The sequence below is a fragment of the Microbacterium bovistercoris genome, from assembly GCF_003387575.1.
In the GTDB taxonomy this organism is placed as follows: Bacteria; Actinomycetota; Actinomycetes; order Actinomycetales; family Microbacteriaceae; genus Microbacterium; species Microbacterium bovistercoris.
On sequence record NZ_QUAB01000046.1, the window covers coordinates 127,569 to 142,577 of the forward strand.

The window sequence follows — 15,009 nt, forward strand, 5'->3', positions numbered from 1 at the left end:
CTGCCTGAATACGCGGACGGGGCGAGCCGAAGCCCGCCCCGTCCGGAATGCCTGCTGCGATTACTCGGCAGCGGCGACGATGTTGACGACCTTGCGGCCGCCCTTCGCACCGAACTCCACCGAACCGGCGGCGAGGGCGAACAGAGTGTCGTCCCCACCACGGCCGACGTTGACGCCGGGGTGGAAGTGCGTGCCGCGCTGGCGGACGATGATCTCGCCGGCGTTGACGGCCTGGCCGCCGAAGCGCTTCACGCCGAGGCGCTGTGCATTGGAGTCACGACCGTTGCGGGTCGAGCTCGCACCCTTTTTGTGTGCCATTTGTCAGCTCCTCTTGGTGCTTACTTGATGCCGGTGATCTTGACGCGCGTGAGCTCCTGACGGTGGCCCTGGCGCTTCTTGTAACCGGTCTTGTTCTTGTACTTCTGGATGACGATCTTCGGGCCGCGCAGGTTGCCGATGACCTCAGCGGTCACCTTGACCTTCGCCAGCTTGTCGGCGTCGGTGGTCACCGTTGCGCCGTCGACGAGCAGCACAGCCGGCAGCTCGATCTTCTCGCCCTGGGCAGCCTGAACACGGTCGAGCTGAACGATCGTGCCGACCTCGACCTTCTCCTGCCGCCCACCGGCGCGCACAACTGCGTAAACCACTTCGTACCTGTTTCGTCAGGGAGCCCAACGGGCTCCGGAATCTCTCACGGGAAGACTGTTGCCTGCGATCGTCGCGCTGCGACGGATGCGGATGCAGGACTTGCCCCTGTCATGCGGGGCGCAGACAGGGATCGCGCACCAAGGGACTACTTTACCGGATGCCGCACCCTGTCGCAAAGCGAGCCGGCGGGTGTGTCTCCGCCGAGCCCGCGCCGGCCATCCGGTCCTAGGATCGCGACATGGCTGTACTCGTCGACGACCCCCGCTGGCCTGCGCACGGACGACTGTGGGCGCACCTGGTCAGCGACAGCAGCCTGGACGAGCTGCACGCGTTCGCGCTCGCCAACGGCGTTCCTGCACGCGCGTTCGACCGCGATCACTACGACGTCCCCGAGGAACTCGTGCCGAAACTCCTCGCCGCCGGCGCGGAACACGTCGGCGGCAAGGAGCTCGTCAGGAGGCTTATCGCGTCAGGACTGCGCGTCCCCGCCCGCGACCGGCGCTGACGTATCGGCGACGGGCTCGGGGCGCACCACCGGCGTGCCGGAGAGCGCGGCGGTCGTCACGCGACGGCGATTGCGGCCCTGCCCTGGTGCCTTCGGCTCCGGCAGCGCATCGAGCACAGAGTCCAGCAGCTGCTCGGCTTCGGACTTCGGGCCCTTGCGCTCGGAGGAGCGCTTCTTGCGCTTCTTGCGCTCCGGTGCCGGCTCGGCGGCCTGTTCGCGTGCGGGTTCGACGTGCACACCTTCGGCGTTCGGCGCGATCGTCGAGGCGGCGATGGCCGCAAGGGCGGACTTCGCGCCCTCGGTGATGCTGTGCGTGCCGCCGCTGACAGCAGCAGGAGGCTGGGAGGACTGGCCGCCGTTGCCGCCACCACCGTTGTTGTTGCTGCCGCCGCCGTTGCCACCGCGGGAGCGACGGCCCTGGCCGCCGCCACCGGAGGCGCTGCCGGCCGAGCGGTGCTTGACGACCGGATCGTGGTGCACGATGACGCCACGGCCGGCGCAGACCTCGCAGGCCTCGCTGAAGGTCTCCAGCAGGCCGAGCCCGAGCTTCTTGCGGGTCATCTGCACGAGACCGAGCGAGGTGACCTCGGCGACCTGGTGCTTCGTGCGATCGCGGCTCAGGCACTCCACCAGACGGCGCAGCACGAGGTCACGGTTGGACTCGAGCACCATGTCGATGAAGTCGACGACGATGATGCCGCCGATGTCGCGCAGCCGCAGCTGGCGGACGATCTCCTCAGCCGCCTCGAGGTTGTTCTTGGTGACCGTCTCCTCGAGGTTGCCGCCCGAGCCGACGAACTTGCCCGTGTTGACGTCGACGACGGTCATCGCCTCGGTGCGATCGATCACCAGCGAGCCACCCGAGGGCAGCCAGACCTTGCGGTCGAGGGCCTTCTCGATCTGCTCGGTGATGCGGAACGCATCGAACGGGTCGATCTCGTCCTCGTAGGCCTCGACGCGCTCGAGCAGGTCGGGTGCGACGCTCTCGAGATACGCCCGGATCGTGCGCTGCGCGTCCTCGCCCTGGATGAGCATCTTGGTGAAGTCCTCGTTGAAGACGTCACGGACGATCTTGACCAGCAGGTCGGGCTCTGCGTGCAGCAGCGACGGGGCCGACTGCGACTCGACCAGCTTCTGGATGTGCTCCCACTGCGAGGTCAGGCGCTGCACATCGCGGGTGAGCTGCTCCTCGGTGGCGCCCTCGGCCGCGGTGCGGACGATCACGCCCGAGGACTCCGGCAGCACCTCCTTGAGGATGCGCTTCAGTCGCGCCCGCTCGTTGTCGGGCAGCTTGCGGGAGATGCCGTTCATCGAGCCGCCGGGCACGTACACCAGGTAGCGGCCGGGCAGCGAGATCTGGCTGGTCAGGCGGGCGCCCTTGTGTCCCACCGGGTCCTTGGTGACCTGCACCAGGACGCGGTCGCCGGGCTTGAGTGCGAGCTCGATGCGGCGCGGCTGGTTGCCGGTCTCTACGCCGTCCCAGTCCACCTCGCCGGAGTACAGCACGGCGTTGCGGCCGCGGCCGATGTCGACGAACGCCGCCTCCATGCTCGGCAGCACGTTCTGCACGCGGCCGAGGTACACGTTGCCGATCAGCGACGCGTCCTGGTTGCGGGCGACGTAGTGCTCGACGAGCACGTTGTCCTCGAGCACGCCGATCTGGGTACGGCCGTTCTTGGCGCGCACGACCATCATCCGGTCGACGGCCTCTCGGCGGGCGAGGAACTCCGCCTCGGTCACGACAGGGCGACGGCGACCGGCGTCACGGCCGTCGCGGCGCCGTTGCTTCTTGGCCTCGAGCCGGGTGGAACCCTTGATCGCCTTCGGCTCGGTGATGTACTCGACGACGCGCTGACGCTGACGCGGCTCGGAGCGCTCGTCGTCACCCTCTCCGCGGCGGCGACGGCCACGACGACCGCCGGACTCGGTGTCCTGCTCGTCGTCGCGACGTGCCGGCAGCGGGACGATCTCGGGCGCGTAGAAGTGCAGCTGCGTCGACACCTTCGACACGAAGACCTCGGGCAGCAGCCCCAGGCTCACGGCCGTGACGGGCTGCGGCTCGGTCTTCTCAGGCTCGGAGGCCTTCTCGGGCTCGGCCTTCTCGGACTCGGCCTTCTCAGGTGCCGCCGTCTCGGACGCCGGAGCCTCGGACGCCGGAGCCTCGGATGCCTCGTCCGCGGACGCCGGCTTCCCGGTCTGCTCCTCGGAGGCGGTCTGCTCGGCCGCAGGCGCCGGCTCTGCGGCATCCTGTGTCTGCTCGGTCGCAGGCGCCGGCCCGTCAGCGGGCGCGCTCTCCTCGGCCGCGGGCAGGGTCTCCTGCCCCGCAGCATCCGCCTCGATCGCGGAGTCGGCCGCTACCGGCTGCTCCGGCCGTGCGTCGAGGATAGGGGTCTGGTTGTCATCGTTCTCATCGGCCATCTCTGGCGTACTCCCTGCGCAGAGCACTGCGTGCTCCGCGAAAACTCGTGCGGCACTGGCTGCCGCGAACTCACAGACGGTCGGCGTGTGCGCGGACCGCGTTGGGGCTGTGCCCCGAAGTCTCTTCGATGCGAGTGTGTCGCATCTGCATGTCATTATCGCACTTCGGCGCGCCGGCCGCGGCATCGGACGATTCGCGCGTCATCGACGATTCACGCCGCGGCCATAGCGACCGCTGAGATAATCGCGACATGACCGAGCAGCGCACCCGATACACGGGCTACGGCATCTGGCTGATCATCGCGAGCGTCGTGGGGTGGTGGGCGGCGTTCCAGCTCACGGTCGAGAAGATCGTTCTGGCGGAGAACCCGGAGGCCGATCTCAGCTGCGATGTGAGCATCATGCTGCAGTGCGGCAAGAACCTCGACTCCTGGCAGGGTTCCGTGTTCGGGTTCCCCAATCCGATCATCGGCCTCACCGGCTGGATGGCCGTGCTCGTGATGGGTGTCGCAGTCGTCGCCGGCATCCGCTTCCCGCGCTGGTGGTGGGGCCTGTTCGGGCTCGGCATCGCCGGGGCCTTCGTCTTCATCTGCTGGCTGATGTACCAGAGCATCTACAACCTGCACACGCTGTGCCCGTGGTGCATGGTGACCTGGTCGGTGGTCATCCCGACCTTCCTCGCGACGCTGGTGCATCTGCTCCGCAACGGCACCCTGACGCGATCCGCCGGCGCCCAGGAGCGCGCGGGCCGTCTCATGGTCTGGGTGCCGCTCGCGACGATCGTCGCCTACGCGATCGTGATCGCGATGGCCCAGCTGGCGGGTCTCGACTTCCTCGGCGAGATGAGCGGCATCCTGTTCGGCTGAAGATCGCGGAGAGCATGAAAGAGGGCGCCTCCGGCAGGAGGCGCCCTCTTTCATCACGAGATCAGCCGAACCAGATGCCCAGCTCGCGCGCAGCCGACTCGGGGCTGTCCGAGCCGTGCACCAGATTCTGCTGCACCTTCAGTCCCCAGTCGCGACCGAAGTCACCACGGATGGTGCCCGGGGCCGCGGTGGTCGGGTCGGTGGTTCCCGCGAGCGACCGGAAACCCTCGATGACGCGGTTGCCGGCGAGGCGGATCGCCACCGACGGACCGGACATCATGAACTCGATCAGCGGCTCGTAGAACGGCTTGCCCTCGTGCTCGGCATAGTGCGCGGCCAGCACGTCACGGTCGGGCTCGACCAGACGGAGGTCGACGAGCGCGTAGCCCTTCGCCTCGATGCGGGCGAGGATCGCGCCGGTCAGGCCGCGGGCGACGCCGTCGGGCTTGACCAGGACGAGGGTTTCTTCGGTAGCCATGTCATTCGCTCTCTGTCGGAGTTTCGGCTTCGGCCCGCGCTGCGCGGTTGTCGATGCGGGCCCCCACGATCGTCGCATACGCCCACATCCCGCCGAAAATCAGCACGACGAACAGGATGGCCGGAACGAGGATCGCCGACAGCGCGACGACGCCCTGCAGCACCCAGCCGGCGGCGATCGCCCATGGGCGCGTGATCATGCCGGCGAGGGCGATCATCAGCACAGCCATCACGGCACCGAAGACGATCCCCCACCATGCGGGAACGCCCGGCGGAAGGGCGTTCAGGCCGAAGATGGTCAGTCCCGCGAGGAACACGACGATCGCCTCGAAGCCGAGCACGATCGGCGCGAGCTTCTGGACGAGCGTGCGCGGAGCTCGTGCCATCACGCGGTCCACCCCGACTTCCAGTCCTCCGCCTCGGAGAGTGCGATCGCCTCTCCGGCCAGAACCACGGACCCGGCGATCACGACGGCGCGACGGTCGGACGACGCGGCCCACTCCCGTGCAGCATCCGCGGCCTCGGCCAGGGTCGGATGCACGCTGGCGCGACGTCCGCGTTCCTCCACCAGATCGGCGATGGCGTCGGCGTCGTTCGCCCGCTCCGAGTCGGGTGCGGTCGCGAACACCTCGGACACGGCGGGAAGCAGCACGTCGACGATGCCCGCGGCATCCTTGTCGCCGAGCACGCCCAGCACCAGACCCCACTCGTCGAAGTCGAAGCTGTCCGACAGCGCCTGCGCCAGCGAGCGGGCGCCGTGCGGGTTGTGCGCGGCGTCGACGACGACGGTCGGTGCGATGCCGAGCAGCTGCAGGCGGCCGGGCGAGGTCACGTTCTGCAGGGCGTCCGAGAGGATGTCGCCGGCGATGCGCTGCGTGGCGTCGCCGATCAGCGACTCGACGGCGGCGATCGCGAGGGCGGCGTTGTGTCCCTGGTGCGCGCCGTACAGCGGCAGGTACTCGTCGGCGTACTGACCGGCGAGGCCCCGCACCGTGATCAACTGCCCGCCCACCGCGAGCTTCTGCTCGGCGAGACCGAAATCCGATCCCGCGAACGAGATGCGCGCGCCCCGGTCGGCCGCCACGCGGCGCAGCACGGCCTCGGCCTCGGCGGGCTGCTCGGCCGACACCACGGAGGCACCGTCCTTGATGATGCCCGCCTTGACCTCGGTGATCGCCGCGATCGTGTCGCCCAGCCGGTCGGCGTGGTCGATGTCGATGGGGCTGAACACCGCGACATCGCCGTCGGCGTTGTTGGTGGAGTCCCACTCGCCGCCCATGCCCACCTCGAGCACGAGCACGTCGACCGGAGCATCCGACGCCGCGACGAAAGCGAGCACGGTGAGCAGCTCGAAGAACGTCAGCGGCGCGTCGTCCGCGGCTTCGAGCTCGGCGTCGACCATGCCGATGAACGGCTCGATCTCCTCCCAGGCGTCGGCGATCGCGGCATCCGCGATCGGCTCGCCGTCGATCATGATCCGCTCGGTGAAGCGCTCCAGGTGCGGGCTGGTGAACAGTCCGGTGCGCAACCCGTGGGCGCGCAGCAGACCCTCGATCATCCGCGCCGTCGAGGTCTTGCCGTTCGTGCCGGTGATGTGCACCACGCGATAGTTGCGCTGAGGGTCGTCCAGCAGCGTCAGGATGCGCGCCACGCGCTCCTTGCGGGGCTGCACCCAGCGCTCACCGGCGCGCTCGAGCAGCTGCTCGTAGACCCTGTCGGCCCGCTGCCGATCGCTCATGCCCCTGCTCCGATCCGGGTGACCGCGACGGTGAAGTCGGCGGTGTTCGCATACGTGCCCTTGGGCACGGTGGTGTCGAACTCGGACTCGCCGGGGAGGATTCCGAAGTCCGTGTAGACGGCGCTGCCTGCGCGCACCTCGTAGGCGAGGGCGAGGGTCTCCCCCGCGACGTCCGCGGTCTCGAAGGCGGATGCCACGGCCTCGGCCTCGGCCGCCTCGGCGAAGTCCAGCACCAGGCTGATCCGGTCGCTCACGTCGAAACCCGCCTTCTTGCGGGTGTCCTGCACGGCGCGGATCACGTCGCGGGCCAGGCCCTCGGCCTCGAGCTCGGGCGTGGTCGTGGTGTCCAGCAGCACGAAGCCGCCGGTCGGGACGACCGCCAGCGCCTCACCCTCGGGACGACCGGTGGTCTCCAGGGCAAGTTCGTACTCGTGCGGCTCGAGCACGATGCCGTCGGCGGTCACGACGCCGCCGTCCTCGGTCCAGAAGCCGTCCTTCGCGGCCCGGATCACGCGCTGCACCTCCTTGCCCAGGCGCGGGCCGGCGGCACGGGCGTTCACGCTGAGGCGGTGACTGATGCCGTACTCGGCGGCCGTGCCCTCGCCCTGCGCGACGAGCTCGACGCTCTTCACGTTGAGCTCCTCGCGCAGGATGTCCTCGAAGGGCGCGAGCGCCGCGGCATCCGGGGTGACGACCGTGAACCGCGCGAGCGGAAGGCGCACGCGCAGCTTCTCCTTCTTGCGCAGCGCGTTGCCCACGCTGGACAGCTCGCGGACGGCGTCCATCGCGTCGCGCACGTCATCGGCGTGCGGGAACGCCTCCGCATCCGGCCAGTCGGTCAGGTGCACGCTGCGTCCGCCGGTGAGACCCTGCCACACGCGTTCGCTGATCAGCGGCACGAGCGGAGCGGCGACGCGGCAGAGCGTCTCGAGCACCGTGTAGAGCGTGTCGAACGCCTCGGTCGCCGTGCCCTCCCAGAACCGGTCACGCGAACGGCGGATGTACCAGTTCGTCAGCACCTCGGCGAAGTCGCGCAGACGCGCAGACGCCGTGGTGGAGTCCAGGCCCTCAAGATCCTGCTTCACGTCGCGGATGAGATCGCCGGTGCGGGCGAGGATGTAGCGGTCCAGCACATCGGTGGAGTCCGTGCGCCACGTCGCCTCGTACCCGTCGGCCGCGTTCGCATAGGTGGCGAAGAAGTACCACGAGTTCCACAGCGGCAGGATGAACTCCCGCACGCCCGCACGGATGCCCTCCTCGGTGACCGAGAGGTTGCCGCCGCGCAGCACGGAGCTCGACATCAGGAACCAGCGCATCGCGTCGGAGCCGTCGCGGTCGAACACCTCGGACACGTCCGGGTAGTTGCGCAGCGACTTCGACATCTTGTAGCCGTCGGAGCCCAGCACGATGCCGTGGCAGCTCACCCCGGTGAACGCCGGGCGGTCGAACAGCGCGGTGGAGAGCACGTGCATCACGTAGAACCAGCCGCGCGTCTGCCCGATGTACTCCACGATGAAGTCGGCGGGGGCGTGCGTGTCGAACCACTCCTGGTTCTCGAACGGGTAGTGCACCTGCGCGTAGGGCATCGAGCCGGAGTCGAACCACACGTCGAACACGTCCTCGATGCGGCGCATCGTGCTCTTGCCGGTCGGGTCGTCCGGGTTCGGACGGGTGAGGTCGTCGATGTACGGGCGGTGCAGGTCGATCTCACCGCTCTCGTTGCGCGGCAGCGTGCCGAAGTCGCGCTCCAGCTCCTCGAGCGAGCCGTACGAGTCGACGCGCGGGTACTCCGGGTCGTCGCTCTTCCAGATCGGGATCGGCGAGCCCCAGTACCGGTTGCGGCTGATCGACCAGTCGCGGGCGCCCTCGAGCCACTTGCCGAACTGACCGTGCTTGACGTTCTCGGGCACCCAGGTGATCTGCTCGTTGTTCGCGAGCATCTTCTCCTTGAGGTCGGTGACGCGGATGAACCAGCTCGACACGGCCTTGTAGATCAGGGGGTTCCGGCAGCGCCAGCAGTGCGGGTACGAGTGCACGTAGCTCTGCTCGCGCAGCATCCGGCCCTGCGCGCGGAGCAGACGGATCAGCGGGGTGTTCGCGTCCATCCACAGCTCGCCGGCGACATCCGTCACCTGCGGCAGGAACCTGCCGCCGTCGTCGAGCGAGAGGATCGTCGGGATGCCGGCGGCGCCGGTGACGCGCTGGTCGTCCTCACCGTAGGCGGGCGCCTGGTGCACGATGCCGGTGCCGTCGGTGGTGGTGACGTAGTCGTCGACGAGGATGCGCCACGCGTTCTGGGTGCCCCACGTCTCGGCGTCTGCGTAGTAGTCGAACAGGCGGTCGTAGTGCACGTCCTCGAGGTCGGCGCCGCGGACGGTCTGGTCGACCGCGGCGAGCGCGTCGTCGGCCGACTCGTAGCCGAGGTCCTTGGCGTATCCGCCGAGTAGGTCACGGGCGAGCAGGTACCGGTGCGCGGAGGCCTCGACGGGGTCGTCCCCGTTGTGCACGTCGGCGGCGCCCGCGGGGCCTGCGGGAAGCACGACGTACTCGATCTCGGGTCCCACGACGAGGGCGAGGTTGGTGGGCAGCGTCCACGGCGTGGTGGTCCAGGCGAGGGCGCGGACGGCGGTCAGACCCAGCGACTCGGCCTTCACGCCGGTCAGCGGGAAGGTGACGGTGACGGACGGGTCCTGACGCTCCTTGTAGACGTCGTCGTCCATGCGCAGCTCGTGGTTGGACAGCGGCGTCTCGTCGCGCCAGCAGTACGGCAGCACGCGGTAGCCCTCATAGGCGAGGCCCTTGTCGTGGAGCTGCTTGAACGCCCACAGCACGCTCTCCATGTAGCCGAGGTCGAGCGTCTTGTACCCGCGCTCGAAGTCCACCCAGCGCGCCTGACGGGTGACGTACTCCTCCCAGTCGCGGGTGTACTTGAGCACCGATGCCTTCGCCTTCGCGTTGAAGACGCCGATCCCCATGTCCTCGATCTCGCTCTTCTCGGTCAGGCCGAGCTGCTTCATCGCCTCGAGTTCGGCGGGCAGACCGTGCGTGTCCCAGCCGAACACCCGGTCCACCTTCTTGCCGAGCATGGTCTGGAAGCGCGGGAACAGGTCCTTGGCGTACCCCGTCAGCAGGTGGCCGTAGTGGGGCAGGCCGTTGGCGAACGGCGGGCCGTCGTAGAACACCCACTCCTCTGCGCCGTCGCGCTGGGCGATGGAGGCGCGGAAGGTGTCGTCGGCCTTCCAGAACTCGAGCACCTCGCGCTCGATCTCGGGGAAGCGCGGGCTCGGGGAGAGGTCGGCGGCGGGGCCGAAGGAGGAGGTGCGCGGGTAGGTCATGTCGTCTCGCAGTGATCGTGTCGGATGCTGCTGCGAGGACGACCTGTCCGGATTGTGACCTGACGGGCCGCGGTACCACCTCACTTACTCGCCTCACGGCGAGCCTCTTTCACTGCGGCGATGACGGGCCTGCCCCGCTCGGTTCTAATGAGTCTTGCGACGGTTCTTCCGAGAGCTCCCCGGTGATGGCCGGATCACAGCTGATCGAGCCATTCTACGCGAGTTCAGGGGGCGCGGTGATACCCGTACAGATCGGTCTGGGTGCCGTTGATCCAGACATCCGGATCGGCGATCCTGATCGTGCGGCCGTAGGACTCGTCGATGACGGATGCGGCGAATCCGGCGTGCCTCAGCCTCGCGGCGAGCGCGTCGAGGTCGCCGCGCGCCTCGAAGGACAGACCGAAGCCCTGCCCCTCGCCCTCCGCGCGCCCGGAGGCCGAGTGCACCCCGACCGAGCCCCCGCCCGGAGCCCGCATCTCCGCCCAGCCGCCGCCATCCGACAGGATCACCGCCTGCAGGCCGAGCGCCTCGAGGATCGCGCGCGCCTCGTCGACGTCGTCCTGGAACCAGATCGGCTGCACGGCGACATCACCGGCGCCGGCTTCCCGCGCTCCGGCGAACACCGCGATCGAGAGCCCCGATGCCGCCCGCACCGTGAGCATCTCCCCCACCCCGTCCATGTCTCCGCGCGTGACATCGCGCCCTTCCAGCGCGCGCTCCGCGGCGTCGAGGTCGGCGACCAGCAGGTTCAGGTCGACGCCGCCCGAGGGGTACTCATCAGTCGCATGATGCACGGCGAGCACGCCGTCGCCGTCGAACTCCGCCCACTCGGGCGTCGGCGGATAGGGCGGGACGAAGCCGAGCGCTGCGGCGAGCGCGTGCCAGCGCTCCGGAGCATCCGTGTAGACGATCTGCTGGACGGTGGTCATGCCTTCTCCTCCACATGGGCGCGCAGCGCCGCCTCGACCAGAGCGGACAGGCTCAGGCCGTCGTCGATGGCCCGGTGCTTCACCGCCCGCACGAGATCGGGCGGAAGGTACACGTTGAACTGCACCTTCGCTTCCTTTGCTTGCATGCTAGCAATATAGCCGGGCAAGTGGTGTCGGCACCATCCCGTAGTCTCACGACGTGCCTGTCATCCGCCCTGTGCCTCCCCGCGTGTCCGCTCCCGATCTTCCCGACCACCTGACTCCGGCCCGCGCGCAGCGCCGTGCCGATCTCCTCGAGGCATCCGTGGAGTGCGCAGGCGAGATCGACCTCGCGCACAGCAGTCTCGAGCAGTGCGTGCTCACCGGCTCCGCCGATCGCGTCGACCTCACCGGGGCGACGCTGCTCGACGTGCGCATCGAGGATCTGCGGGCCCCTGTCGTCTCGCTGCGGGATTCGACGATCCGGCGCCTGTCCATCGAGCGCGGACGGATCGGCACGCTCGACCTCTCCACCGCCCGCATCGGCGAACTCGAGATCCGCGGCGCGAGGATCGACTACCTGTCTCTCGGCGCCGCCAGAGCAGAGGACGTCCTGATCGCCGACACGATGCTGCACACCCTCGACGTTCCGCAGGCGACGCTCACCAGGGTCCGCTTCGACGGCAGCCGTGCCGACGAGGTCGACACCCGCGGCCTCACCGCGAAGGACCTCGATCTGCGCGGGCTCGACGCGCTCGCCTACCTCGACGTTCTCTCGCTGCGCGGCGCGACGCTGAGCTCGCGTCAGGTCGAGCTGCTCGCCACTGCCTTCGCCGCCGCGGCCGGCATCGACGTACAGGATTGACGGGCTCAGCGGGCCGCGAGCAGTTCCCTAGTGAACGGGTGCCGCGGATCCGTGAACACGTCCGCGACGGCCCCCTGCTCGACGATCGCACCGTCCTGCATCACCAGCACGTCGTCGCAGACGGCTCCGACCACACCCAGATCGTGCGAGACGAACACCATGGTCAGGCCGTGGTCCTGCTGCACGCGCCGCAGCAGCGTGAGCACCCGTTCGCGCACGGTCGGGTCCAGCGCCGACACCGGCTCGTCGAGCACGAGCACCTGCGGGTCGGCGGCGAGCGCCCGGGCGATGGCCGCACGCTGACGCTGGCCTCCGGAGAGCTCCCTCGGACGGCGGGCGCCCAGCTCGGGCGCCAGCCCCACCTCGCCGAGCAGTTCTGCGATCCGCCCCCGGCGCCGCGCGCGCGGGACACCGGCCGCTTCGAGCGCCTCGCCGAGCGAGCGGGCGATGGTCCAGCGCGGATCGAACGCCCCGAGGGGATCCTGGTGCACGAGCTGCACGCGCTGCGGCGTCACCCAGTCCAGCGTCCCGGCATCCAGCCTCGTGACGCCGACGATCATGCGCGCAAGCGTCGTCTTGCCCGAACCCGACTCGCCCACGACGCCGAGCGTCTGCCCCATCCCCAGCGTGAACGACGCGTCCCGCACTGCGGGGCGGTCGAAACTCTTCGAGACCGCTGACGCGCGCAGCAGTGCGGGCCGCTCCGTGCGGACGACGTCGGCGATCTCATGCCGGGATGCCGCGACGAGATCCTTCGTGTACTGCTCCTGCGGCTGCTCCATGACCTGCACCGTCGTGCCCTGCTCGACGATCCGGCCGTCGCGCATCACGACCACCCGGTCGGCGACGCGTCGCACGGCGGCGAAGTCGTGACTGATGAACAGCACGGCCGTGCCCGCATCGGCGATCTGACGCAGCAGCGCCAGCACCCGCGCCTGCACCGTGGCATCCAGCGCGGTCGTCGCCTCATCGGCGACCAGCACCGCAGGGGCCGTCGAGACCGCAGAGGCGATCAGCGCCCGCTGTCGCAGACCTCCGGAGAGCTCATGCGGGTACTGCCGCGCACGACGCTCGGGCTCCGGCACCGAGACCTGGCGAAGCAGCGACAGCACCCGCGCCTGGTCGGCGGGCATCCCGTGGATGTGCAGCGGCTCAGCGACCTCGGCGCCCACCCTCCGCAGCGGATCCAGCGCGGCGAGCGCATCCTGCGACACCAGCGCGATGCGCCGGCCGCGCAGCGGCCGCCATCCGTTCTCGGTCAGCCCCGCGGCATCCATGCCGTCGATCACCAGCGTCGAGGCGGAGACGGATCCGGGGGCAAGCCCCAGCAGCGCCCGCGCCGTCAGCGACTTGCCTGCCCCGGACTCGCCGACGATGGCGAGGCATTCACCCGGTTCGACCGCGAACGACACGTCGTCGACGACGAGCCTGTCGCCGAACGCTATCCGCAGCCCGCGCACTTGAACCGCGCTCATGACCGGACCCCATCCGCTCTGGCGCGCAGGGTGCGCCCGATCACCGTCGCGCTGATCACCGTCAGCGTGATCGCCAGGCCGGGGAACACCGAGATCCACCATGCCCGGCCCAGCACGTTGCGTCCGCCCGACAGCATGAGTCCCCACTCGGGCTGCGGCTCGATCGGGCCGAGGCCGAGGAAGCTCAAGCCGGCGGCGGCGAGGATGCTCGAACCGATCCCGATGGTCGCGAGCACGCTCAGCGACCCGAGCACGCCGGGCAGAACGTGCCGCCGGAAGGCGCGCACCGGCCCGACCCCGAGGATGCGGGCTGCCTCGACGTGCTCCGCGCCCCGCAGCGTCCGCGTCTGCGTACGTGCCAGCCGGATGTACACCGGCACGGCTGCCAGAGTCACCGCGATCGCGACGTTCACGGGCCCCGGGCCGAGCACCGCCACCACGATGAGTGCGATGAGGAACTCCGGGAAGGCCAGCAGGATGTCTGTGAGCCGCATCGCGACAGCGTCCACCGGCCGCGGCGCGACGCCCGACATCGCCCCGACCGCGAGCCCAGCGACCAGCGCGAGCGTCGTGGCGAGCAGGCCGATACCCGCAGAGCGGGCGGCGCCGTAGATCACCCGCGAGTACACGTCCCTGCCGGACTGGTCTGTGCCGAACAGGTGCTCCGGCCCCGGCGGCAGCAGCGCGCCGCGCACGTCGGTCTGCAGCGGGTCGTGCGTGGCGAGCAGCCCTGGAAGCAGCGCCGCGACCGCGACCAGCGCCAGGAAGGCGACGGCGAACCACATCCCCATCCGGCCCCTCATCGCCGTTCCCCGATCTCGGGAGCCGGAATCGCGGCGGGTACCGCGCGCAGCCGCGGATCGAGCAGCGGATGCAGCAGCTCGACGATCACATTCACGACCACGAACACCAGCGCGCTGAGCATGATCACTCCTGCGACCACGGGCACGTCCCGGTCGACGATCGCCGTGAGCGTCACGCGCCCGAGCCCCGGCCTGGCGAACACCGTCTCGACGAGCACGGCACCCCCGAGCAGCGAGCCGACCAGATAGGCGGCCAGGGTCAAGGCGCTCGCCGCCCCGTGACGCACCGTGTGGTGCAGGGTCAGACGCACCTGTCCCGCGCCACGGGCCCGCACCGTCTCGGCGAACGGCTGCCGCTCGGCCTGGTCCATTCCGTCGCGCAGCACCTGACCGATCAGCGCCGCGATCGGCAGCGCGAGCGTCACTGCAGGCAGCACGATCGTCGCAGGGCTGCGGGTGCCGGCGACCGGGAACCAGCCCAGTCCGAACGCGAACACACCCAGCAGCACGAGCCCGATCCAGAACACCGGTGACGACAGCACGATCAGTTCGGCGGTCACGATGACGCCTCGCGCCACGCCACGGCGCGCGAACAGCGCGACGACGAATGCCAGCACCAGCGCGATGAGCAGCGCGACCGTGGTGAGCTGCACCGTCGGGCCCAGCTGCCGGCCGATCACCTCGGCCACCGGCAGCCGCAGCTGGTACGACGTGCCGAGATCGCCGCGCAGCAGACCGCCGAGGTACGAGAAGTACTGCTCCAGCGGCGGGCGATCCAGACCGAGCTCGGTGCGGATGCCCGCCTTCACCTCTTCGCTCACCTGGGCCTGCGGCCCGAGCATCACCGACACCGCGTCTCCAGGGATGATCCGGAACGCGAGGAAGGCCAGCGTCGCGGCGCCCCAGAGGACGACGAGGACGGATGCCGCAAGCCCGGCGATCCTCGACAGCGCGCGACGGGTCACGTCAGT

15 protein-coding genes are annotated in these 15,009 nt (G+C 69.6%); 3 read left to right on the top strand and 12 right to left on the bottom strand.

Going from position 1 to position 15,009, the window contains the following annotated elements; all coding sequences use genetic code 11:
* Positions 1–60: 60 nt before the first annotated feature.
* Together rpmA and rplU are read right to left on the bottom strand one after the other, a co-directional pair.
* Positions 61–318: a 50S ribosomal protein L27 gene (gene rpmA / locus DY023_RS13895; protein ID WP_116242932.1), complete on the bottom strand. Its 258-nt coding sequence runs from the start codon at positions 316–318 to the stop codon at positions 61–63.
* 20 nt (positions 319–338) lie between these two features.
* On the bottom strand, positions 339–647 hold the full coding sequence (gene rplU / locus DY023_RS13900; protein ID WP_067200357.1) for a 50S ribosomal protein L21: 309 nt from the start codon (positions 645–647) through the stop codon (positions 339–341).
* A gap of 239 nt (positions 648–886) precedes the next feature.
* Here rplU and DY023_RS13905 point away from each other — a divergent pair, with 239 nt between their 5' ends.
* On the top strand, positions 887–1,153 hold the full coding sequence (locus DY023_RS13905; protein WP_116242933.1) for a DUF4031 domain-containing protein: 267 nt from the start codon (positions 887–889) through the stop codon (positions 1,151–1,153).
* On the opposite strand, the gene DY023_RS13910 is transcribed toward DY023_RS13905, so the two are convergent.
* Positions 1,118–3,571: an Rne/Rng family ribonuclease gene (locus tag DY023_RS13910; RefSeq protein WP_116242934.1), complete on the bottom strand. Its 2,454-nt coding sequence runs from the start codon at positions 3,569–3,571 to the stop codon at positions 1,118–1,120. The genes DY023_RS13905 and DY023_RS13910 overlap by 36 nt on opposite strands.
* 251 nt (positions 3,572–3,822) lie before the next feature.
* Between DY023_RS13910 and DY023_RS13915 the strand changes: the two genes are divergently transcribed.
* Positions 3,823–4,437 carry a vitamin K epoxide reductase family protein gene (locus tag DY023_RS13915; protein ID WP_116242935.1) on the top strand — a complete coding sequence of 205 codons (615 nt, stop codon included), beginning with the start codon at positions 3,823–3,825 and terminating at the stop codon, positions 4,435–4,437.
* Positions 4,438–4,498: 61 nt separating this feature from the next.
* Here DY023_RS13915 and ndk read toward each other — a convergent pair whose 3' ends face one another.
* The 6 genes from ndk to DY023_RS13945 form a co-directional block, all read right to left on the bottom strand.
* On the bottom strand, positions 4,499–4,915 hold the full coding sequence (gene ndk / locus DY023_RS13920) for a nucleoside-diphosphate kinase (protein WP_116242936.1): 417 nt from the start codon (positions 4,913–4,915) through the stop codon (positions 4,499–4,501).
* Between the two features lies 1 nt (position 4,916).
* On the bottom strand, positions 4,917–5,300 hold the full coding sequence (locus tag DY023_RS13925) for a DUF4233 domain-containing protein (RefSeq protein WP_116243105.1): 384 nt from the start codon (positions 5,298–5,300) through the stop codon (positions 4,917–4,919).
* On the bottom strand, positions 5,300–6,652 hold the full coding sequence (locus DY023_RS13930; RefSeq protein ID WP_116242937.1) for a bifunctional folylpolyglutamate synthase/dihydrofolate synthase: 1,353 nt from the start codon (positions 6,650–6,652) through the stop codon (positions 5,300–5,302). Before DY023_RS13930 ends, DY023_RS13925 begins: the two co-directional genes overlap by 1 nt.
* Positions 6,649–9,987, bottom strand: a complete 3,339-nt coding sequence (ileS, locus tag DY023_RS13935) for an isoleucine--tRNA ligase (RefSeq protein ID WP_116242938.1) — start codon at positions 9,985–9,987, stop codon at positions 6,649–6,651. The genes DY023_RS13930 and ileS overlap by 4 nt, the downstream gene beginning before the upstream one ends.
* A gap of 224 nt (positions 9,988–10,211) precedes the next feature.
* Positions 10,212–10,916 (bottom strand): VOC family protein, encoded by a 705-nt coding sequence (locus DY023_RS13940; RefSeq protein WP_116242939.1) that lies wholly within the window; start codon positions 10,914–10,916, stop codon positions 10,212–10,214.
* Entirely contained in the window at positions 10,913–11,062 is a 150-nt protein-coding gene (locus DY023_RS13945) for a ribbon-helix-helix domain-containing protein (protein ID WP_116242940.1), read from the bottom strand. Before DY023_RS13945 ends, DY023_RS13940 begins: the two co-directional genes overlap by 4 nt.
* Positions 11,063–11,115: 53 nt before the next feature.
* On the opposite strand from DY023_RS13945, the gene DY023_RS13950 reads away from it, so the two are divergent.
* Entirely contained in the window at positions 11,116–11,760 is a 645-nt protein-coding gene (locus tag DY023_RS13950) for a pentapeptide repeat-containing protein (RefSeq protein ID WP_116242941.1), read from the top strand.
* Positions 11,761–11,765: 5 nt separating this feature from the next.
* On the opposite strand, the gene DY023_RS13955 is transcribed toward DY023_RS13950, so the two are convergent.
* From DY023_RS13955 to DY023_RS13965, 3 genes are read right to left on the bottom strand one after another with little or no spacing between them, the layout of a single operon-like run.
* The gene (locus DY023_RS13955; protein ID WP_116242942.1) at positions 11,766–13,235 is read right to left on the bottom strand and encodes an ATP-binding cassette domain-containing protein; all 1,470 of its coding nucleotides are present in this window, start codon (positions 13,233–13,235) and stop codon (positions 11,766–11,768) included.
* Positions 13,232–14,026, bottom strand: a complete 795-nt coding sequence (locus DY023_RS13960) for an ABC transporter permease (RefSeq protein ID WP_245958716.1) — start codon at positions 14,024–14,026, stop codon at positions 13,232–13,234. The genes DY023_RS13955 and DY023_RS13960 overlap by 4 nt, the downstream gene beginning before the upstream one ends.
* 8 nt (positions 14,027–14,034) lie before the next feature.
* Entirely contained in the window at positions 14,035–15,003 is a 969-nt protein-coding gene (locus DY023_RS13965; protein ID WP_116242944.1) for an ABC transporter permease, read from the bottom strand.
* Positions 15,004–15,009 lie beyond the last annotated feature (6 nt).